Here is a 21,584-nt window from a genome sequence, read left to right on the forward strand (position 1 = left end):
ATCAGAGCCTCAGCTCAACTGGGGTATCCACTGACTGGATGATCTCATCAAGCACCTGATCTGTTGATTTTGTCAAAGAAGCTTCTGCAGTTAATTGCAGCCGGTGTGCTAGTACATACCTGAGCATCTTTTTGACATCTTCAGGAACAACATGATGACGACCTTCCAGAAAAGCAGACCCCTGGGCAGCTTTAACGAGCGCAACTCCTGCACGGGGACTTGCCCCCCACTCAACAGAAGCATGTTCTCTTGTCGCCCTGATCAACTCAACAATATAATCAGCCATTTCCTTATGCACAAGAACCTCTCTTACTTTTCTGACTGCATCCTCCAATGTATCGATTGATAGAATGGACTCCGGTTCCTGCTTTTCAGATTGATTAATCCACTGATTAATAATGTCCGTTTCTTCGGAAAAAGAAGGATAATCAGCTGGCAGTTTAAACATAAAACGGTCCAACTGCGCAAAAGGCAGAGGGAAGGTTCCCTGCTGTGACTCGACAGGATTTTGAGTGGCAATGACCATGAATGGAAAATCCACCTGAACAGTCGTGCCGTCAATCGTGACCTGTCTTTCCTCCATCACCTCCAACAGACTTGACTGCGTTCTTGGCGTGGCACGATTAATTTCATCAGCTAATAAGAAGTTCGTCATAACCGGCCCTTTTTTTAATTCAAACTTATGCGTCTCCGGATTAAAATAATGGAGCCCCGTTACATCTGATGGCAATACATCCGGTGTGAATTGAATTCTTTTAAACTTTCCTCCCGCCACTCCGGCAAAGGTTTTTGCCAATAACGTTTTCCCTGTCCCTGGAACACTCTCAATCAGCACATGTCCTCCCTGAAGCAATGCAATCAGTAAGAGTTCTGTTTCTTTTGTTCTACCAATAACGGTCTTACTTACCTCTTTATTAACTAACTGTTTCATTTTCTTCCCCCTGACAGATGATATACTTTATTATACCAAAAATTCGGAAAATAGAGTTGATCAACGATATACTTTGCTGATATAACAAAAGATCCCGGCAGCCAAAGTTTCCTCTGACTCCCGGGATCTTGTACTGAATCCACATCCACCATTTTAATTAATGTTCATAAATCATTTTTCTCGTCATACCGCCATCAATAATAAGGTTTTCACCGTTAATAAAGTTATTTTCAGGATCAGATAAGAACAAACATGCCCTAGCAATATCCTCGGGTTTTCCTACCCTGTTGGAAAGGTGTTGACTATGATCTATGTCTCTTAGCTGATCATAGTCTTCTGTTGCGATCCAGCCGGGACTGATTGCATTCACTGTGATGTTTCTTTCACTTAATGTAACAGCAAGTGAATGAGTCAATGCATGGATGCCGCCTTTGGAAGCTGCATACGCTTCTGTATCCGGCTCAGACATGAAAGCCCTCGTCGAACAAATATTAATTATAGCACCGCCATTCATTCTTCTGGCCGCCTCCCTTGAGCAAAAGAATACACTTGAAAGATTCGTATGTATTACTTTTTCCCAATCCTCAACCGTTACTTCCCAGATCGATTTAAATTCCGAAAGACCGGCGTTATTAATCAATACATCAATAGAGTCTTCCTTCTCGTGGATCTTAGAAAACAAGCGTTCAATTTCTTCATGCTTTGATACATCAAGTACTTCTGTGATGACATCAAGCCCATCCTCCAATAATCGTTTCTTTTCAATTCTAAGCTTCTCTTCATTCACATCAAGCATGTACACCTTCATCTTTTTTCCGGCAAATGCTCTTGCGACACTAAGTCCAATTCCACTCGCTGCACCGGTTACAACCACTACTCTCATTTACGATCCGCTCCTTTAACTTCTTGGTTCATCGAGATACGTATAAACAGTATGACCGTTATGTCCTGCAATTCCTCTGAAATGCTTAAAGTCATTTCTTGCCACAAGCACTTCCCTCACCTCATCAAACTGCTCTTTTTTAACAAACACTTCATTTATTTCCTTGTTTTTCAGCTGCTCAAACATTTGATTAATTTCTTCTTTTGTCATGCTGTACACCTCTTACTCTATTCTATTTGTTCATCAGATTTATCACTTTCATCCTATTTTGAAACTTTTCATTCTGTCAAACGTCTACTATACTGACAACATATAGAATCAAACTGGAGGGAATGAAATGAAAAAGCTGCATTTATTGATCTTTGCACTGATTTTAACATTAATCCTTGCGGCATGCGGTACAGAAACTGCTGAACCTGCATCTGAGGACGGAACAAACGGCACATCTGAAACAATCGACAATGAGGAAACGACCGAGGAAGAGGCTGTTGAAGAAGAGCCTGTAGAAGAAGAAGAGCCTGCTGAGGAAACAGAAGATGAAGCTGCTGTTGGAGAAGGAGAAGAACCTGCTGAAGAAACGGCTGAAGAGGAAACAGCTGCCGGAGAAGAAAATGGTATGCGCCTGCTCGAACAGCAAATGACCGTTGAATTAGAGGGAGAATCAACGGATAAGACAGCGTTTCTTCAGGAAAACACAAACAATGGATACAGTATGTATGTATTGGACGGCTTTACTTATACACCGGAAGAACCGAACGTTGATCAGGTGTTCTATAATGAAGATCCATCTCAATACATGAGAGTCGAAACATTCCCTGCAAACGAAACTGACACTTCATTTGTTCAGGAGCAGATGGCTGGCCAGCGTGATGCAGTCAATGCAGAAAATGCTGCTGACTGGATGCCTGAAAACAGTCAATTCGAAGAGGTCATCGCGGGTTACTCAACACAGACAGAAGACACTGACTATCAATCTCTTTTAGCTAAACAGGGAGATAAACTGATTAAAATCACAATGTACACAAAAGCCGACACCGGCACACAGGACGCTTTTCTGAAAATGGCTGAAACGATTCAATAAGAAAATGAGGGTGGGTCAAAAATGACCCACCCTCATTTTCTTATCTATTTTTTACTTTGAAACAATTGTTACTTCATTTTCAATTAATTCAGCACGCACGTTCTTTAAATCCGGGTTGTCGTACATAAAGTCTGTGATCCGGTCTTCCACGTATTCCTGAATGACTCTTCTCAGAGGGCGAGCGCCGAATGAAGGATGATAGCCAAGCTCTGCAAGCTGTTCTTTTACTTCTTTTGAAACAGTAAGCTCCATACCCTGTTCCTCAATCAATTCGTTTAATTCCTCAAGCATCAGATCAACAATCTTCACTAGATGCGCTTTTTCAAGTGGTTTAAACTCGATGATACTGTCAAAACGGTTAAGGAACTCCGGTTTAAAGAAGTTGCTTAATGAATCCAGGATAGTTGCTTCATCTGCGGCTTCTGTTGCGCCAAAACCAACCGCTTTTTTACGCATCCCGACTCCTGCATTACTTGTCATAATAATCACGGTGTCTTTAAACTGCACCGTACGCCCCTGACTATCTGTTAAACGGCCGTCCTCCATGATCTGAAGGAACATATTCATCACATCAGGATGTGCTTTTTCAATTTCATCAAGAAGCAGAATGGAGTAGGGATTGCGTCTTACTTTTTCAGTAAGCTGTCCCGCTTCATCGTGACCGACATACCCCGGTGGTGAACCAATTAGCTTTGAAACGCTGTGTTTTTCCATATATTCACTCATATCCAGTCGGATCATCTGGTCTCTTGATCCGAATAATTCTTCAGCAAGCGTTTTGGAAAGCTCTGTTTTACCTACACCCGTTGGCCCAACAAAAAGAAATGATCCGGCAGGACGGTTTTTCGATTTTAGTCCTGCTCTGCTTCTGCGGACTGCTTTGGCCACCTTTTTCACAGCCTCATACTGACCAATGACTTTATTGTTTAAGTTTTCTTCAAGATTGGACATTTTCACCCGTTCATCCTGTTCGAGTTTTCCAACTGGAATCCCGGTCTTACGTTCAATCAGTTTTTGAATCAATTCAAGGTCAACAACAGGATATTCCGCTGATGAAGAATCGTTTTGTTTATGCTCAAGCGCTTCTTCCTCATCACGAAGCTTTGCAGCAAGCTCATAATTTTCTTCCTTCAAAGCCTTTTCTTTTTCTAAATGAATATGCTTCAGACGCTGCTGAATCTCTTCTTTATCATGATGATCCACGGTTAAATTCAGTTTAGAACCCGCTTCATCCATCAGATCGATCGCTTTGTCCGGGAGAAAACGATCCTGAATATAGCGTTTTGATAACTGGACTGCACCCTTGAGTGCTTCTTCGCTATAAGTCACCTTATGATACTCCTCATAGCGTGGTGCAAGACCTTTCAAAATCTCGAATGCTTCTTCAGCTGTCGGTTCCTTTAAGTGAATAGGCTGGAAGCGGCGTTCAAGCGCAGCATCCTTTTCAATCTTCCGGTATTCCTTCAGTGTCGTTGCACCGACAAGCTGAAGCTCGCCTCTTGCAAGGGCCGGCTTCAGAATGTTTCCTGCATCCATTGAACCTTCTGCAGATCCAGCTCCTACGATCTGATGAATTTCATCAATAAACAAGATGACGTTTTTGCGGGATTGAACCTCTGAAACCAGCTGTTTCATCCGCTCTTCAAATTGCCCACGGATGCCCGTATTAGACACAAGTGATGCTACATCAAGCAGGATGACTTCTTTACCTTTAAGCTTCTGGGGCACTGTACCGTCAGCAATTTTCAGTGCAAGCCCTTCAGCTGCTGCCGTTTTACCAATTCCCGGTTCTCCAATCAGCACCGGATTGTTTTTATTTCTTCTATTCAAAATTTCGATCATCTGGCTGATTTCTGCGTCACGACCAATCACCGGATCAATCAGACCGGCTTTTGCCAGGTTAGTCAGATTTCTGCCATACTCACCAAGAAGACCGGCTTCTTTTTGTGCCTGTTCAGGACGTTCCTCTTTTTTGTCACGCTTTGGTGATTGACCAGCGCCATTATAGCCATTCATAGCAGAATGCAATTTTGCGCGCTCTTCTTTATAGCAGTCGGAGCACAAATGAAAATCCTGTATGCTGCCATTCAGCTGGACTCTTAATTGAACATTTGCCTGATTTGTACTGCATTTTTCGCAAATCATTGTGACTCCTCCTTTAATGATTAAATATTAATTTGACTTTCTTTGACCTTATGGCTCTATTATAATTTGACCTTTTTTGACTTTCAAGTTTTTTGTTTCGGGAATAAAAAAACTGGAACAACCCTCGAATAGAGTCGTTCCAGTCTAATATGATTCAGCCAGTGAGTTCCGCTCCAGACGGACGCTTTCCGTCGCACTCACCTTAGTACTAAAAATATCACAGGATGATACACTCAAAGACTCATTTTTTCAAAACGATTTGAGGTGCCAGATAAAAGATTGATTTCTCAGAGGTCCGGACTCACCCGTAGACTCCTGTGGCGGAAAGGGACAGGTGAAACCGAATGTGCGTAGCACAGGCGGGTTCACCGCCCGGCCACGGAAAGCGGAGGGTGAGTCCGGACCGGATTTTCTAATTTTAAACAAACCCAATCCTCTTTCCATTAAAGCTTCTGATCGTCCACTGATGAAAGCCAGAGTTCAATTTCCCCGATCACTGACTCCACACAGCCCTCCTCAAATGGTGAAAGAAGGTTTGCCTCCTTTACAAGCTCTGTAAACGGAAGAGATCCGCCAAGTTTGCATAAATGCAGATAATCTGCCCATGCTGATTCGTGATTTTCACGTGACTTTTTCCAGAACTGGAACGCACAAATCTGAGCCAGTGTATAGTCAATATAATAAAACGGCACTTCGTAAATGTGGCCCTGACGCTGCCAGAATCCACCCTCGTTAAGATAACTATGGTCACCATAATCACGGTGAGGAAGATACGTTTTCTCAAGTTCTTTCCACGCTGCTTTTCTCTCAGCAGGTGTCATATCCGGATTTTCATAGACGATGTGCTGGAACTCATCCACCATTACGCCATAAGGAAGAAACAGCAAAGAGCTGCTCAAATGTGAAAACTTATATTTTTCTGTCTGTTCTTCAAAGAATCTTTCCATCCACGGCCATGTGAAAAATTCCATGCTCATAGAATGAATTTCTGCTGATTCGTGGGTCGGCCATCTGTATTCAGGTACTTCAAGGTGACGGCTCATATATACCTGAAATGCATGACCGGCTTCATGGGTCAAAACGTCAATATCCCCTGATGTACCATTAAAGTTCGAGAAGATAAACGGCGATTCATAATCTTCAATAAACGTACAGTAACCGCCAGACTCTTTTCCTTTTTTCGCTTCAAGGTCCATCAGCTCGCGCTCATTCATGAAATCAAAAAACTCTTTTGTTTCAGGTGAGAGTTCACTGTACATTTCCTTTCCGCGATCAATGATCCACTGAGGATCGCCTTTAGGAGCGGCATTTCCTGACAGGAAAGAAAGAGATTCATCCCAAAATTTCAATTCATTAACGCCGATTCTATTTTGCTGTCTATCTCTGAGTTTAGTGGCTAGAGGAACAATAAATTCTTTTACCTGATTTCTGAAAGTCTGTACCATCTCAGCATTATAATCAATACGCAGCATTCTAATATAGCCGAGCTCAACAAAATTTTTGTAACCAAGCTTTAGCGCAATCTCATGTCTTACTTTTACGAGACGATCGTAAATCCGGTCGAATTTTTCGGCATGCTGGTTAAAAAAATCAAATTTTGTCTTAACAGCTTTCTCTCTCATGCTTCTGTCTGTCGATTCTGTGTAAGGATCAAGCTGAGCCAGTGTTAACGTTTTTCCATCAAAGTCAATTTCAGCAGAGGCGACAAGCTTTGAATATTCAGATGTTAATTTGTTTTCTTCCTGCAACAACGGAATCACTTCAGGTGAAAAGCCTTTAATTGAAAAGTCAGCGAGCTCAAACAGCTGCTTACCGTACTTTTCTTCGAGGCGGTCCCTGTATGGTGATGCGACAAGCGCTTTATAATAATTGGTTTCAAGCTCAGAAAACTTTGGCATCACTTCATCAAAATAGTCTTTTTCCTTTTGATAAAATTCGTCGTTTGTATCAACAGATGCACGAATCAACGCCAGGTTATACTGACTTGAGATGTTGTTGCGGTATGTATTCAGCTTATTGATCGCTGCGATTTGCTCCTCAGCTGATCCGGCTTCTGTAAAAGCAGTCAGAAGTTCTTCAAACGTCATTTTCGCCTGAGCAAAATCAGGACGTTTATATTGATAATCATTAAATTTTTGCATGTATACTCCCCCTTATCTTCTTACATTCAATAAAAAAAGCGCAAACCCTTTTACACATTACAAAAAACCCGTCCAGTCATTTTCTTCAACGGGTTTAGTAAGATAAATCTTTTATGGAAAGACCAAGCTTTTTTAACAGTTCGATTGCCTGCTGCTGTTCTTCATCCGAAAGAGCTGCCATTAATTCATGCAGGTTTTTTTCATGATCCGGAAAAATCTCTGCCATAAAACGGTTTCCTTCGTCAGTTGTTTCAGCATAGGTTACCCGGCGGTCTTTTGGAGATGCAATTCTTCTGATCAGCCCTTTTTTCTCTAACTTATCCACTACATACGTGATACTGCCACTCGCAAGAAGAATCTTTCCACCAATTTTCTGCAGTGGCTGCCTGCCTTTATGGTATAAAAGCTCCAACACAGCAAATTCAGTCGGATTTAGACCTTTCGCCTGAAAAAACTGGTTGCTTGATTCATTGATCGCTTTATATGCGCGGGAAAGCACGATAAAAAGCTTCAACGATTGTTTATAATCGGTCGCTTCTGTCATATTTGTCAGTCCTTTGTCTCATCTTCTTTTAAAGTATAGTCGGGGCTGTTAAAAGAAGTCAATAAAATCCTCAGGAGTCGCCTTTTTTATCCAGTCAGCCACTTTTATGTTGCTATCAGATCCTTTTGGACCGGCGGTTTCTTTGACTAAACGTTCATTGAGCCATCTCCCTGCTTCAAGCTCCTGAAAATATACAAGTTTTTCGATTTCGGGATCAGAGCTATATTGTTTCATATCAACGAGCTGTCCTGAGGTTTGTTCAACTTTCCAGGAGTTGCCCATTTTCGTCATCAGAATCGATATTTTCCCAACATGTTGTCCAAATGCACCCGGCTGAATCATCCATTTATCGTGGATTTTATTACAGACCAGCCGATGCTGGCGTCCAGTCAGCATCACATCAATCCCTTCAATCGATTGTGCAATTTCCAAGCCCTGATCCACTGCACCGGATTTATGGTCGCATGCTACATCATTCATTCCTCCATGATAATTCAGGATCACGAGATCAGGCTTTTCTGTCTCATGAATAAACGGAATCCAGCGTTTCACTGCGTCGAATGCGTCTTCGTATAAGACATCATTTACAATACAAGGCTCATGACCGCTTTCCCGGTAAGCTGTAATGCCGAGTATGGCGATCTTAACTCCTCTGATATTTTTGATCGTATACGGAAAACCGAAATAAGGCTCCTTTGTCACTTTATGAACAACATTAGCCGAGAGCCATGGAAAAAAGGAGCGGCTTACTGCCCTGCTGACACACGGTAACCCATAATCAAAGTCATGCTCACCAATCACTGCTCCATCATAGCTCAGGTGATTCATAACGGATATAAGGGGGTTTGGCATATAGTCATTAAAATGTGCATAGTGAAAAGCAAGCGGACTTCCCTGAAGCATATCACCACTATCTAAAAGAAGAAGATCAGGATCTTTTTCTCTCTCCCTTTTGACAAATGAGCTGATCCTTGCCAATCCGTGAGATGCAGTTTTCAAACCCCAAACGGTGGCATCTCTGACATGCCCATGAACATCACTTGTTTGGAGAATCACAATTTCAGTCTGATCTGCTTTCAACCCTGATCCCTCCTCTTAATATGATTATGATCGTCTGATTATTAATTTACCGTAGAGAAAACCCCGAGACGCTGAATGCGTTTTGCTGCTTCTTTAATCCGGTCTTCAGTCGCCAATAACGCCACTCTGACATAACCTTCTCCCGCTTCACCAAATCCGACACCAGGTGCTACTGCAACGTTGGCATGCTCCAGCAGATAATCACTGAATGACTCAGAAGTAAAACCGTCCGGAACTTTAAACCAGGCAAAAAAAGAACCGTTTGGTGCTGTGACATCCCAGCCAGCTTCTGTGAAAGCCTGTACCATGACATTTCTTCTGCTTTCGTAGATATCAGACAATTCAAGGGCGGGTTCATAAGATGCAATCAGCGCCTCTTCAGCAGCTTCCTGGACAGCACCAAACAAACTGACATGCAAATGGTCCTGCAAAACATTGATGGCCTCAATAACGGAAGGGTTGCCTACTGCAAAACCAACCCGCCAGCCCGCCATATTAAAAGTCTTTGACAACGTGTAAATTTCAAGACCATTTTCCTTTGCTCCTTCAGCCTGCAGAAAACTCGGCGGTCTGATCCCATCAAACCCGATGGAGCCGTAGGCAAAATCGTGAACGATACAAAGATCATGCTTTTCTGCAAACGCAATGGTCTCCTTGAAAAATGCTTCATCAGCAGTCGCTCCCGTTGGATTATTAGGATAATTAATAAAGAGTAAACGTGCTTTATCAGCAATATGCTCAGGAATTTTGCTGTAATCAGGAAGGAATTGATTCTCTTCTAATAAAGGCATCATATACATTTCAGCTTCCGCAAGCGATACCCCTGACCAGTAATCCGGATAACCCGGATCCGGAACAAGCACGATGTCCCCTGCATTCGCAAGGCATTGCGGCAGCTCCACAAGGCCAGCCTTGCCCCCAAATAGAACAGCCACTTCTGTTTCAGGATCAACTGAAACCCCGTACTCTCTTTCGTAAAAATCTGCAACAGCCTGATGGATGTATGGCATACCCCTGAATGGCGAGTATTTGTGGTTCAAAGGGTTTTCAGCTGCTTTCTGAAGCCTTTTTACAATATGGTCCGGTGTCGGAAGGTCCGGATTCCCCTGACCGAGGTTGATAATATCATGCCCTTCCTGAACTTTTTTCGCTACCTTCGAGGAAAGTTTGGCAAAAAACTGTTCCGGTAACTGATGAATTCTTGATGCTTTTTCAAATTTCTTCACATTGACACTCCTATCCACTTTCCAATCTTTGCTGTAAATGTTATAACGGAAAAGTGCGAATGTAAAGATTATTATGGAAAGCAGGTGGACGTTATGAATATTGCCATTTTCCAGATGGATATCGTGTTTGGAAATCCTGAAAAAAATTATGAAAAGCTTTCAGAGTGGATGAAAAATATAAATGCTGATGAGACTGATACGATCGTGCTACCGGAGCTCTGGACAACCGGATATGACCTTACCCGGCTGGATGAGATTGGGGACAAAGACGGGAAACAGACAACAGCGTTTCTGCAGAAAATTGCTAAATCCTATCAGGTTAATGTGATTGGAGGGTCTTTTGCCAAACAGACGGATGAGGGCGTTTTTAATACGATGATTGTTGTGGACAGAAACGGAGATCTTGTGCATGAGTACAGTAAGCTTCATCTGTTCAAACTAATGAACGAACATCATTTCCTTCAGCCCGGCAAGGATGAACCAGGCTTCCTTTTGGAAGGTACTGAGTTTGCCGGCTTCATCTGCTATGATATCCGCTTTCCGGAATGGATCAGGAAGCCGGTCTTATCGGGAGCAAAAGTAATTGTTGTATCAGCTGAATGGCCGTCTCCAAGAATTGATCACTGGCTGACGCTCCTTAAAGCACGTGCGATTGAGAATCAGTCATATGTGATTGCCTGCAACCGGGTTGGGTCGGATCCAGATAATGAATTTGGCGGCCGCTCCATCGTGATAGACCCCTGGGGAAAGGAAATCGCTATCGCTTCATATCAGGAAGAAATTTTGTATGCTGAAATCGACTTGGAAGTGTCAAAGGAAGTCCGCAGTAGAATACCTGTTTTTGAAGATCGCAGACCTGATTTTTATTGATCGTATAAATACACTGAAAAGCGGAATGATTTTTCTAATCATTCCACTTTTTTATGTGTGAAAATATAGAGTGTAACCAGCAGCGCTTTTTCAGTCAGCATCCAGCGGAAAAGTAAGGCTGAACTCAGTTCCTTCACCTTCCGTGCTTTTCACATCCACATAACCGCCATGTTCTTCAATGATTTTGAAGCTCACAGGCAGACCCAGCCCTGTTCCGTGTTCCTTTGTTGTATAAAACGGCTCATTCAGTTTTCCTAGTTTGTCTTCAGAAATTCCGCACCCATTGTCCCTTATTAAGACGACAACCTGCTCCTGATGCTGTTCAATGTTAATCTGAATGATCCCCTTCTCTTCAATGGCTTCAATACCATTCTTAATCAGATTTATGACAACCTGCTTTAAACGATTCGGGTCTCCTTTTATGAAAGCGTTTTCACTCGAAGAGAGCATGTTAAGTTCAATGTCGTGCATGACAGCCTGCGGCTTCATAAGTTCGACTGAATCATGAATGATATCATACAAATTGAACCTGATGGTCTTACTATCCTTTGGTTTCGCAAGCATCAAAAATTCTGTCATAATGGACTCTATTCGCTGTAGTTCAGATGTAATCACATTAAAATACATTGAATGCTCATTTTTAAGGGCAGCTTCAAGCAACTGTATAAACCCTTTTAGAGATGTCATAGGATTTCTGATTTCGTGGGCAATACCAGCTGCGAGCTGACCGACAACTTTCAGGGTATCATTTCTGTCCACCTGATTTAAAATGCTCACAATCCCGGTGACATCACGAATCACGTACAAATCATAATCCTGATAAATACTTTCTGCCCTGCTGACTTCGTAATAACCGTCATTAAACGCGATCACACTGATTGATAATCTTTCAGGCCGATACATCCCCTGCTGCTGCTTAAATCTTTTAGTGTTAATGCTGTGGACATGTTGATCGATCAATTTTACCAAATCAAAAGAATCTTTATCCTGCTGGGAATGAAGCTGAAAAAGTTTTTCGGCAAAGCGGTTTGCTTTTACGATTTTGTGAAATTTATTCGTGATGATCAGTCCGTGGACAGATTTATCAAAAACGTGTGCAATCGTTTCCTGCTCAGCATAGTCAAAAGCCGTTCCCTTTTTCAGGATCAGCATAAAAATATCTTGAAAATGCAAGGGTACAAAAGAAAACTCGATCAGCAAATCTTCTTTCCCATCCCTTTGAATTTTCAGTAGGTATTCACTTTCCTTTTTAATATTCACACAGCTCCGGAGCCATGCAGTGCTTTTTGTATCCATTAATTGAAACAGGTTTCGTCCCTGAGCCCAATAATCTGCAAATTCATGCTTAGTGGTAGAATTCACAAAAAGAATATTGCCTTTTTGATTAAAAAGAATGGCACTTTCTTTCATATGGTGTAAAATCGTCTTGGCGATTGAAAGTTCATTCCCGTTATTCAGGAGGTTTTGATCAGTTTCCTGCTGATCTATTCTTTTGGATAATCGCATGTTAATCCCTCATTTTCACTAAAGATACTATCCTGATTAGGATTTATGCCAATTTCACCAGATTTATTCTTACGGTAAACGGGTAATGAAACAAAATGACTAGCAAAGAAGAGTGGTGATTTATATGTCCAGTCGTGATTATTTTTTTGATAACGCCAAGTTTTTGTTAATCTTTCTAGTGGTGTTTGGTCACGCTATTCAAAGTATTACGCAGGAGGATCCCCTTTTAATGGGGGTTTACCAGACAATTTACTTTTTTCACATGCCAGCATTCATCCTGATTGCCGGCTATTTCGCAAAAGGTGTCTATAAAAGCGGTCTGCTTTTTAAACTATTTAAAAAGCTGATTATTCCGTATCTGATCTTTCAGGTCATTTATTCAGTTTATTACTATTTCCTTAGAAATGAGCAAAACCTTGAAATTGACCCACTGAACCCTCAGTGGTCCCTCTGGTTTCTAATCAGCATGTTTTTCTGGAGTCTGCTTTTGCTATTGTTCAACCATGTCCTTAAGCTTAAGCCGAAAATCGCTATGCTGACCAGTATAATCATTGGACTGTTAATCGGGTTTGTAAATGATTATTCGTCCGTACTGAGTTTATCGAGAACTTTTGTGTTCTTCCCGTTTTTCCTGGCAGGATTTTACCTTGACCGGTCGTTTTTCACCCGTATTAAATCAAGAAATCTAAAGCTCGTTTCTGCCTTTTCACTTGTTGTCGCTTTTTTATTTATGATTGTGCTTCCGGAATTCAGCAGCAGGTGGCTGTTCGGTTCTCATTCATACGAGGACCTTGGCATGCCGATTGAAACAAGCCCGCTGCTGAGATTAAGCGTTTATGCAATGAGCTTTTATCTGACAGCAGCTTTCTTTTCACTGGCACCGGAATCAAAAACCTTTTTCACGAAGTGGGGGGTTAATACGCTATACGTTTACCTCTTCCACGGGTTTATTATTCAATTGTACAGGGAGAGCGGAATCGATTTAATCGTTAATCCATATCTGTCCCTTGTCATTATCCTTGCAGCGTCCATTGCCCTGACGATCATCCTATCCTCAAAATGGGTGGCGGCAATCAGCCAGCCTATCGTAGAGCTTAGGGCAGCAAGAGCGCGAAAACTTTTAGTTAAAAAGCCTGATGTGAAATAGCGGCATAATAAGCCGCTATTCACATTTTTTCCTATTTTAACATCAGATGAGGAAAAAATAAACAGTCATTAATAAAAACATTCATTATAAAGAACGATCCTCCCTCCCATTGTCCCCAATGCACTCCTCGTGTAAAATAAGAGCGTATTGCCAAAAAAGGAGTCTTCAAATGAAAATTGTACTATCCACATTAAATGCTAAATATATTCACACAAACCTTGCCATCCGCTACTTAAAAAGCTATTCCAAAAACTATCCGATCGAATTGAAAGAATATACGATAAAAGATCCCCTGATTAATATTGTTTCAGATCTGTATTCCGGAAAACCCGATATACTCGGCTTCAGCTGTTATATATGGAATATTGAAGAAACGATCCAGGTCATTGAAATGTTTAGGAAAATCTCACCTGATACAAAAATAATCATTGGTGGTCCTGAAGTCTCCTATGACGTTCCCTATTGGCTGAAACGTCTTGACGGTAAGATCGATTACATCGCCGTTGGTGAAGGTGAAGAAACTTTCAACCAATTGCTCGAACACCTTCATGGGAAGCTGACGCTTGATGAGGTAAATGGCATTGCCTATCTTAAGGAAGGTAAAGTAAAAGTTCACCCTCAAACAAATAAAATCAATCTGAAGGAGCTGCCTTCTCCATTCAGGTTTGAAGAGGATCTTCCTCACTTATCAAAAAGGATTACGTATGTTGAAACGAGCAGAGGCTGTCCGTTCCAGTGCCAGTTCTGTTTGTCATCGATTGAAGTCGGTGTACGTTATTTTGATCGTGAAGCGATGAAAGAAGAGATTCGTTTTCTTATGAATAACGGGGCAAAAATCATTAAGTTTGTTGACCGGACTTTTAACATCAGCCGAAGCTATGCACTTGAAATGTTTGATTTCCTGATCAAAGAACACCTGCCCGGAACTGTCTTTCAATTTGAAATCACAGCAGATATTATGCGTCCTGAAGTGATTCAATATCTTAATGATCATGCTCCAACCGGTCTTTTCCGTTTTGAAATCGGTGTTCAATCAACGAATGATGAAACAAATGAGCTTGTAAAACGGAAACAGAATTTCGAAAAACTGAAAAGAACTGTTACGATGGTGCGTGATGGCGGAAAAATTGATCAGCACCTTGATTTAATTGCCGGCTTACCCGAAGAGGATTATGATTCTTTTAAAAAGACCTTCAATGATGTATTTGCTATGAAACCGGAAGAACTTCAGCTTGGATTTTTAAAAATGCTTCGGGGAACCGGTTTGAGAATTAACGCAGCCAGTCATGATTATGTTTATATGGACCATGCACCTTATGAAATTCTGAAGAATAATTGTCTGTCGTTTGATGATATGATCCGAATAAAACATGTTGAAGACGTTCTTGAGAAGTACTGGAATGATCACAGAATGGATGAGACGATCCACTACCTTACATCGGAAGTATTTGATACTCCGTTTGATTTCTTTCAGGATTTCGGGACATTCTGGGATCGTCAGGGGTGGGCAAGGATCGGACACCAGCTTGAGGATCTTTTTATCAGACTTCACACATTCCTGAAAACGGCCAAACCTGACGCTGTACCATACACTGAACATCTGATGAAAAAAGATTATCTGATGAATCAAAAACAAAAGCCGCGTAAAGCATGGTGGAGCAAGCCGGAAAATGAAGATTGGCAAAAAGAACTGTACGGGCTGCTAACCGATCAGCCGTCCATTGCAGGATCCGCCTTTGAACAACTTAGCCTTAACCAAAAAGAGCTCCATAAGCATACTGTTCTTGAAAAAGGGTTTAATCATCAATACCTTCTTGCTTATTATCCGCCTCAGGGCACAGTAATGATATTTGAATTTGAGTACAATACAAGTAAACTTAAAACCATATAACTTTATGGAAATGACTCATATTAAACAGGGGGAGACAAAATACTGTCTCCCCCTGTTTTAAATCCCAGCAATTATAATGTAAAAAGCATTTCCTTCCAAACATTAGATTTACTGTAAAATTCACTCACGATTCAACTCTAAAAAGTGCAGGCGACATCCGTAGACTCCTGCGGCAGAGAAGCGACAGGTGAGACAGCGTAGTGCGTAGCACTAGCTGGCTCACCGCGCGGCCGCGGAAAGCGAAGGATGTCGCCTGCACGATTATAAAAACTTTAAAAGTTAACCAATAATAACCCGCTCTTTTGGATAATGGAATTTTTCTTTTTTATTATTTCCTCCAATCATAAAGAGGAAGGAAATCAGTCCTACACGCCCAACAAACATGAGAATCATTAAAATAAACTTACTTGGCGTAGAGAGTGATGGCGTAATACCCATCGACATACCGGAAGTTCCGAAAGCAGAGGTGACTTCAAAAATGACTGAAATCAGACTTTGCTCTTCAAAAATCATAATAAGAAGAATGGAAAGCATCGACATTGTTGTCGCCAGAATAATCACAACGTAGGACCTGAACACATCAATCAGATGAATTTCACGCCCAAAAACCTGAATCTGTTCTCGCCCTCTTGAAAAATTAACCAAAAACAAGACGGCGATGGCAAGAGTTGTAGTCCGAATCCCTCCACCAACGGAGCTTGGTGAAGCACCGATGAACATTAACAGACTTAAAACAAGCTGAGTGGGCTCTGAAAACGTACTGACATCAAGCGTGGTGAGACCGCCAGACCTTGTCGAAACTGAATGGAACAAGGAATAAAAGAAAGCCTCGTGCCAGCTGACATCAGCAAATCTCTTATTATACTCGATAATAAAAATTAAAACCGTTCCAATAACGAGCAGGATTCCAAATGTGAGTGTGGTAAGTTTCGTAAAAAGTGAAAAACGGAAATGTCCTGATTTATTCGATAAAAACTGTTTTAGTTCAATCAATACAGGAAACCCAATCGCGCCCAGAATGATTAAAAAAATCGTGATAACCTGTACAAAATAGTCGTTAGCATAAGGAACAAGTGATTCTCCTGTGATATCGAATCCACCATTAGTCGTAGCAGATACAGAGGCAAAAAGCCCATGCAGCAGCGCTTCTCTCCAGGTATCGTAAAATTGAGTGAAATACACACTCAGAAATAAAGCGCCAATTGCTTCAATCAACAGCAGGATTTTGATAATCTCAATAATCAGCTTCACGACGCCGGATAAATTGTATTGATTGTGGTCGACCATGATCAGCTGTCTCTCACGAAGACCGATTCTCTTCCCGATCAGGAGCCAAACGAAGGTTCCAAGAGACATTATCCCGATTCCCCCAAGTTGAAGGATCAGCATGACCATAACAATACCAAACACTGTATACTCTTCAGATATAGATATTACCGTCAGGCCCGTTACACTAACCGCGCTCACAGCCGTAAATAATGAATCAATTAATGATACTTCCTGTCCCGGCTTATGCACACCAGGCAGCCTCAGCAATGCAAATGACAAACTGATTGCAAAGAAGTAATACGCCACAATCAATTGAGCAGGTTTCAGCATTCTGATTCTGTTTTTAAACCTTTGCCACATAATATAATTCCTTTCTGAACCCCAATAATAAAAAGCTGACCATCATAAATTTAATCGTCTGACGAACATCAGACAGACCAGATGTATCATGTACTGCTCACTCTATCTTACAGGAACAAACCGTGCTGTAAAATCTATATTTAAGCTTATCTGATTTTCATGTGTATGGAAATGATTTTTCCATGTAGATTTTCTGAAAAGTAATTAGAAAAAGAAACCGGCATTCACCTGAGAAGCTGTGAACGCCGGTTTTCTAACTTTAGTTGTTATTAATCATTGTTATCTTTTTTCTTTCCATTTCCGGGATGGCCATCCTCATTCCCTTTATTACCGTTTCCATTATTATTACCCGGGCCTTTGTTTTTATTACCTTTATCATCCTTATCTTTGTTTTTATTGCCTCTATCATCAGGACCTTTTCCTTCATTATCGGGCTTGTCATTGTTCTTATCATTTTTCTTCTCTTTATTTGAATTAGAACCGTCCTCACTGTCTGTACTGACAACAGGGTTTGTTTTATCAGGTTCATCTTTTTGCTTTTCTTGTTTTCTTTCTTCATTACGTTCCTGCTTTTGTTGCTTCATATTCTGCCCATGTGAAGCAGCAGATGGTAATTGATTTTTACGATCCGGAGACTCCTCTGACTGCTTATCTGCATCTGAGCTTTCAGGATTTTTCATTTCGGCTGATTCTGTTACTTCTTTTTCAGGAGCTTCCGTTATCACTTTCTCCTCATCCTTCTTCTTAAGCGGAGGCAGAACCGGCTGCTGTTTCAGGGGCAGGGCAGTCAATGCAGTCGTTTTTCCGGTAATGATTTTCCCGAAGGAAATTCCCTGCTTTTCTGCAGCAGCAAGATCGGAAACGGTCCCTTCCTGAATCGAAATCGCAGCAGTATTGTTCATTTTATTTTCCTGGTCAGACCATTCATCAAGCATTTTCCTCATCTCTTGTTGAAAGGTAGTGGATGATTCATTGGTATAAACTGCAGAGACCGTAACCGTTTCGTTATTCTCATTAATAAAACCTGCTTTTCCACTGGCAGCAATAATTTCGGACATTGCTTCCTGAACGCTCTCACCTTCCAGATTAAGCTGATGATTCAATTTCTCGGCATCTTCATTCAAACCGTTCCATTCAATCACTTCAGCGTTTTCATTAATCAGCAGTTCAAAGCTTGGGTTAATATCAACTGCGATGTGAGCATAGGTTTCATCATTAAAATAGGGGTTCATTAGGAAGAACATAATCAGTGCAACTGCTGCCAGAGCTCCAATCGAGGATAACGCGCCAAGCCGGCTCCGTTCCAGTGGGTAAGAGACCACTTCCTCCCCTATTGAAAGAGATCCGGACGGTTTTGCAACCTTACAGAACTCCCCACTTCTTGTCATCAGCACAACATGACGTTTATGTATTTCCATGATCATTCCCTTTTTCATTACAAACTCCCCTTCACATACTCCTGAAGATATGGAAAATCTCCATCAAGTAAAATGACTACAGCAATAATATATTTACGATTTCTTTCAATTGTTTTACGGCTCAGATCAATCTTTTTTTCTATTTTTTTGATCGGAAGCTTTTTTTTCTCTTTTAATTCGCGGAGCCATTCTTCATTTGATTGTACGAGCCTTGCAATGAAAATGGCATTTTCCCTTGCGTCTGAATGCTTAGGAGCCTGTTCTGCCAGCTCCTTAAATGAAAGCTTATAAGGAATCAGCGCCTGACTGTACTGCAAAATCTCCTCTTTACGGTCCCTTACTGTGTTTTCATGCTGAAAGTGTTCCATGGCCTGCCAGGTTTCATGAACACCTGCTGCTGATTCGTTATCATCACGATCATACGTTAGATTTGCTTTTTCTCTCTGGTCTTTTCTGATTTTATCAATCAGTTTTCTTCTGATCACTACTTCAGCAAAAGTAAGAAGTGAAGCTCCACGCTCCGGATGATAATTCATAATGGCTTCATGAAAAGCAATCAGGCCAACACTAAACTCATCATCTGAATCGTAAATATATCTTTTGCAAATTTTAGACACTGTTTTTTTAATATAGGGCTTATAATCCTGCAGTACTTCATTAAGTAATTGCAGGTCTCCATTTTGAATTAACACGATTTTGTCTTCAAGTGAAGACTGGTTTGAAAACTTATAAATACCAAGTAAAAGAAATGGGATCACCATCTTCACCTCAATTCAGCCTCTTATAGCTGAATTGTAACGGTAAATTCCGTAGAATGGAAGATAAAGCTTTCTTTCATATAAACATTCGGTGATAAAAGAGTGGGTTATGGGGGTATGATCATAAATTTATGATGCTAAATCAAGAAAAACATTGCAAACCATTAAAGTCTGCAATGTTTTTCTATGTTTTATTAATGAGCTGTACTTGTGCTTTCCTGTCCACCACGTTTTTTCGCCAGCAGGAATCCACCTACGGCAATAATGACAAGAACGGACCAGAAAATTAATTTCCATGTTGTTGAATGAGGGAAGTGTGTATCAATCAAGGCAAGGTTCGGATGTCCTAACGTCAGAACAGCCAGCTTTACCCCTACCCATCCGACAATCAAAAAGGCTGTTGTTTCAAGTAATGGGTATTTCCCAAGCAGTTTAACAAACCAGTGTGCTGCGAAACGCATAATGATTAAACCGATCAGTCCACCAAGGAAAATAACGATAAACTGTCCACCATCTATGCCCCCGATATCAAAAGCACCGACAGCTGGTAAGGTAATGGCTAGCGCTACCGCTGCAAGCATTGAATCAATGGCAAATGCGATATCTGCCAGTTCAACCTTTAATACCGTCATCCAGAAGCCTGAACCTTTTTTAGCAGCTTTTTCAGCATCAGCAGCATCTGTAAGCTGATCTTCTTTTGTCATCAGCTGTTTTACAATATGACTGATCGAGATGTAAAGTAAATAAAGCGCTCCAATAGCCTGAACCTGCCATACATCAATGAGTACAGCAATTAGGAATAACGAAGCAAAACGGAAAACAAATGCCCCAAATAGTCCATAGAATAATGCCTTTTTTCTTTGTTCTTCCGGTAAATGCTTAACCATTACAGCCATTACAACCGCATTATCTGCCGCAAGAATTCCTTCCAATCCGATGAGGATTAAAAGAACCCATGCGTACTCCAGCAACAATGCTGCATCCATAAAATCGCCTCCGTACTATATTTTTTAACCGAATCGCCTTTTTAAACAGCAAAAAAGACCTTCACCTAATAATAGGCAAAGGTCTTGCTAAGCAAATGAATGCCATTATGGCCGATGAACGGCAATGTTCATGTCATGACGACCATAATTAGCTATGTACGCTCCATAGCTACAGCTACTCCCCCTTGACAACTGTCAAAGTGATATTCGATTAACGATATTATATCATGCTGGTAAAAGAAAGCAATATTTATTTTATTTTACGATGGAATCTTTTGTCATGTTTGTTTTCCTCGTAAAAACGGACCATCGATGGGATGGCTTTTACAAAATCCGGACATTCGATCCCTGATTGTCGCAGATCCTCCTCTGCCTGACTCTGATCAAACTCAGCTTCCCAAAAGAAGTAATCAAGCCCTTCCTTTTCCGCTTTAATATATTTCCGGACATAGGGAATCGATAATGTTAACTGAACTGCTTTTACAGGCATCGTAAAAGAAGGTGTTCTGCCAGCCTGCTCCTGCATAATAAACCGGTATACTTCTCTGGCAGGGTAAGGATATGGATCAGTTAAATGATAGGTTTTCCCTTCTCCTTCAGGGAGATGTGCCAAATAATTTGCTGCCTGTATAACATAGTCATACGGAACCACATTTAATTTAGCGCTGCTTTTCCCCATATACGGTATAACAGGAATGGACTTTACTTTATCAATGATATTCATCAGATAATAAGGTCCGTCAAACTTCGTGGTATCTCCACTTTTGGTTGAGCCTTTGACAATGGCAGGTCTGATAATGGTCACTGGAACTTCCGATTTCATTTTTTCAACAAGCACTTCTGCTTCAAACTTTGAATGTTCATAATGATTCCGGAATGCTTCAGGCCTGATCAGCTCAGTTTCTTTAATAACACCATTTCTCTTACCAGCCACATAGGCAGTACTGAAATACACGTATCTCTTGATATTCGGGAGTGTACGCACCCATTCGTTAACATGATGAGTTCCTGTTACATTCACTTGAAAAGCTGTGGACTTTGGTACAGCTAGATCATATACCGCAGCCAGGTGCCACACATAATGAATTTTATCTTTCAGATACGCTGATGCCGAATGCGTCATCCCCATGTCAGGTTTCGTAATATCCCCCTGTACAATATGGAAGACAGATTGCGATTCATTGATTTTTTTCAATTCTTCCAATCGTTCTGACGCCTGCTTTTGCATAGACGGCATAACGAGAAGATAAATGCTTTTTGATACACTTCCTGAAATCCATTCCTTTAAAAGCTGCTCGCTCAAAAAGCCTGGAAATCCTGTCACGAAATAGCCGGTTTTCAATTCACA

The 21,584-nt window shown here is 41.2% G+C and carries 18 protein-coding genes; 4 read left to right on the plus strand and 14 right to left on the minus strand.

Annotated features, from left to right (window positions below; translation table 11 throughout):
* Position 1: 1 nt before the first annotated feature.
* The 3 genes from E2491_RS02505 to E2491_RS02515 form a co-directional block, all read right to left on the minus strand.
* Complete coding sequence (locus E2491_RS02505) at positions 2 to 931, minus strand: AAA family ATPase (RefSeq protein ID WP_134372190.1); 930 nt, start codon at positions 929 to 931, stop codon at positions 2 to 4.
* A gap of 157 nt (positions 932 to 1,088) precedes the next feature.
* A complete protein-coding gene (locus E2491_RS02510; RefSeq protein ID WP_134372192.1) occupies positions 1,089 to 1,814 on the minus strand; it encodes an SDR family NAD(P)-dependent oxidoreductase in 726 nt (241 codons plus the stop codon).
* Positions 1,815 to 1,829: 15 nt separating this feature from the next.
* The gene (locus E2491_RS02515) at positions 1,830 to 2,024 is read right to left on the minus strand and encodes an abortive phage infection protein (RefSeq protein ID WP_134372194.1); all 195 of its coding nucleotides are present in this window, start codon (positions 2,022 to 2,024) and stop codon (positions 1,830 to 1,832) included.
* Between the two features lie 127 nt (positions 2,025 to 2,151).
* Here E2491_RS02515 and E2491_RS02520 point away from each other — a divergent pair, with 127 nt between their 5' ends.
* Positions 2,152 to 2,895 carry a hypothetical protein gene (locus E2491_RS02520; RefSeq protein ID WP_134372196.1) on the plus strand — a complete coding sequence of 248 codons (744 nt, stop codon included), beginning with the start codon at positions 2,152 to 2,154 and terminating at the stop codon, positions 2,893 to 2,895.
* Between the two features lie 51 nt (positions 2,896 to 2,946).
* On the opposite strand, the gene E2491_RS02525 is transcribed toward E2491_RS02520, so the two are convergent.
* From E2491_RS02525 to E2491_RS02545, 5 genes are all read right to left on the minus strand, one after another.
* Positions 2,947 to 5,040, minus strand: coding sequence for an ATP-dependent Clp protease ATP-binding subunit (locus E2491_RS02525; protein ID WP_134372198.1), 2,094 nt, complete (start codon positions 5,038 to 5,040; stop codon positions 2,947 to 2,949).
* Positions 5,041 to 5,483: 443 nt separating this feature from the next.
* Entirely contained in the window at positions 5,484 to 7,181 is a 1,698-nt protein-coding gene (locus E2491_RS02530; RefSeq protein WP_134372200.1) for a M3 family oligoendopeptidase, read from the minus strand.
* A gap of 94 nt (positions 7,182 to 7,275) precedes the next feature.
* Positions 7,276 to 7,725, minus strand: coding sequence for a MarR family winged helix-turn-helix transcriptional regulator (locus E2491_RS02535; RefSeq protein WP_134372202.1), 450 nt, complete (start codon positions 7,723 to 7,725; stop codon positions 7,276 to 7,278).
* Between the two features lie 48 nt (positions 7,726 to 7,773).
* Positions 7,774 to 8,805, minus strand: a complete 1,032-nt coding sequence (locus tag E2491_RS02540; protein ID WP_134372204.1) for a bifunctional metallophosphatase/5'-nucleotidase — start codon at positions 8,803 to 8,805, stop codon at positions 7,774 to 7,776.
* Between the two features lie 41 nt (positions 8,806 to 8,846).
* Positions 8,847 to 10,031, minus strand: a complete 1,185-nt coding sequence (locus tag E2491_RS02545; protein WP_134372206.1) for a pyridoxal phosphate-dependent aminotransferase — start codon at positions 10,029 to 10,031, stop codon at positions 8,847 to 8,849.
* Here E2491_RS02545 and E2491_RS02550 point away from each other — a divergent pair, their 5' ends adjacent.
* Positions 10,032 to 10,901 (plus strand): carbon-nitrogen family hydrolase, encoded by an 870-nt coding sequence (locus tag E2491_RS02550; RefSeq protein WP_371414446.1) that lies wholly within the window; start codon positions 10,032 to 10,034, stop codon positions 10,899 to 10,901.
* A gap of 90 nt (positions 10,902 to 10,991) precedes the next feature.
* Here the strand turns inward: E2491_RS02550 and E2491_RS02555 are convergent, their stop codons facing one another.
* A complete protein-coding gene (locus E2491_RS02555; RefSeq protein ID WP_134372210.1) occupies positions 10,992 to 12,407 on the minus strand; it encodes an ATP-binding protein in 1,416 nt (471 codons plus the stop codon).
* Positions 12,408 to 12,531: 124 nt separating this feature from the next.
* Here E2491_RS02555 and E2491_RS02560 point away from each other — a divergent pair, with 124 nt between their 5' ends.
* Together E2491_RS02560 and E2491_RS02565 are read left to right on the plus strand one after the other, a co-directional pair.
* Complete coding sequence (locus E2491_RS02560; protein ID WP_134372212.1) at positions 12,532 to 13,554, plus strand: acyltransferase family protein; 1,023 nt, start codon at positions 12,532 to 12,534, stop codon at positions 13,552 to 13,554.
* Positions 13,555 to 13,723: 169 nt separating this feature from the next.
* Positions 13,724 to 15,445, plus strand: a complete 1,722-nt coding sequence (locus E2491_RS02565) for a B12-binding domain-containing radical SAM protein (protein WP_134372214.1) — start codon at positions 13,724 to 13,726, stop codon at positions 15,443 to 15,445.
* Between the two features lie 279 nt (positions 15,446 to 15,724).
* On the opposite strand, the gene E2491_RS02570 is transcribed toward E2491_RS02565, so the two are convergent.
* From E2491_RS02570 to E2491_RS02590, 5 genes are all read right to left on the minus strand, one after another.
* Entirely contained in the window at positions 15,725 to 17,074 is a 1,350-nt protein-coding gene (locus E2491_RS02570) for a TrkH family potassium uptake protein (protein ID WP_134372216.1), read from the minus strand.
* A 269-nt stretch (positions 17,075 to 17,343) separates the two neighbouring features.
* On the minus strand, positions 17,344 to 18,510 hold the full coding sequence (locus E2491_RS02575) for an anti-sigma factor domain-containing protein (protein WP_134372218.1): 1,167 nt from the start codon (positions 18,508 to 18,510) through the stop codon (positions 17,344 to 17,346).
* Complete coding sequence (gene sigI, locus E2491_RS02580; RefSeq protein ID WP_134372292.1) at positions 18,510 to 19,253, minus strand: RNA polymerase sigma-I factor; 744 nt, start codon at positions 19,251 to 19,253, stop codon at positions 18,510 to 18,512. The genes E2491_RS02575 and sigI overlap by 1 nt, the downstream gene beginning before the upstream one ends.
* Positions 19,254 to 19,444: 191 nt before the next feature.
* On the minus strand, positions 19,445 to 20,236 hold the full coding sequence (locus E2491_RS02585; RefSeq protein WP_134372220.1) for a TerC family protein: 792 nt from the start codon (positions 20,234 to 20,236) through the stop codon (positions 19,445 to 19,447).
* A 250-nt stretch (positions 20,237 to 20,486) separates the two neighbouring features.
* Positions 20,487 to 21,578, minus strand: coding sequence for an SDR family oxidoreductase (locus E2491_RS02590; RefSeq protein ID WP_166805768.1), 1,092 nt, complete (start codon positions 21,576 to 21,578; stop codon positions 20,487 to 20,489).
* Positions 21,579 to 21,584 lie beyond the last annotated feature (6 nt).

Source organism: Jeotgalibacillus sp. R-1-5s-1 (assembly GCF_004405105.1).
Taxonomy (GTDB): Bacteria; Bacillota; Bacilli; order Bacillales; family Jeotgalibacillaceae; genus Jeotgalibacillus.

Excerpts from the sequence above, each read along its gene's own strand:
- E2491_RS02575 (WP_134372218.1), bottom strand. The coding sequence starts at position 18,510 with ATGAAAAAGGGAATGATCATGGAAATACATAAACGTCATGTTGTGCTG.
- E2491_RS02520 (WP_134372196.1), top strand. The coding sequence starts at position 2,152 with ATGAAAAAGCTGCATTTATTGATCTTTGCACTGATTTTAACATTAATC.
- E2491_RS02535 (WP_134372202.1), bottom strand. The coding sequence starts at position 7,725 with ATGACAGAAGCGACCGATTATAAACAATCGTTGAAGCTTTTTATCGTG.
- E2491_RS02565 (WP_134372214.1), top strand. The coding sequence starts at position 13,724 with ATGAAAATTGTACTATCCACATTAAATGCTAAATATATTCACACAAAC.
- E2491_RS02530 (WP_134372200.1), bottom strand. The coding sequence starts at position 7,181 with ATGCAAAAATTTAATGATTATCAATATAAACGTCCTGATTTTGCTCAG.
- E2491_RS02510 (WP_134372192.1), bottom strand. The coding sequence starts at position 1,814 with ATGAGAGTAGTGGTTGTAACCGGTGCAGCGAGTGGAATTGGACTTAGT.
- E2491_RS02560 (WP_134372212.1), top strand. The coding sequence starts at position 12,532 with ATGTCCAGTCGTGATTATTTTTTTGATAACGCCAAGTTTTTGTTAATC.
- E2491_RS02585 (WP_134372220.1), bottom strand. The coding sequence starts at position 20,236 with ATGGATGCAGCATTGTTGCTGGAGTACGCATGGGTTCTTTTAATCCTC.
- E2491_RS02570 (WP_134372216.1), bottom strand. The coding sequence starts at position 17,074 with ATGTGGCAAAGGTTTAAAAACAGAATCAGAATGCTGAAACCTGCTCAA.
- E2491_RS02555 (WP_134372210.1), bottom strand. The coding sequence starts at position 12,407 with ATGCGATTATCCAAAAGAATAGATCAGCAGGAAACTGATCAAAACCTC.
- sigI (WP_134372292.1), bottom strand. The coding sequence starts at position 19,253 with ATGGTGATCCCATTTCTTTTACTTGGTATTTATAAGTTTTCAAACCAG.
- E2491_RS02515 (WP_134372194.1), bottom strand. The coding sequence starts at position 2,024 with ATGACAAAAGAAGAAATTAATCAAATGTTTGAGCAGCTGAAAAACAAG.
- E2491_RS02525 (WP_134372198.1), bottom strand. The coding sequence starts at position 5,040 with ATGATTTGCGAAAAATGCAGTACAAATCAGGCAAATGTTCAATTAAGA.
- E2491_RS02505 (WP_134372190.1), bottom strand. The coding sequence starts at position 931 with ATGAAACAGTTAGTTAATAAAGAGGTAAGTAAGACCGTTATTGGTAGA.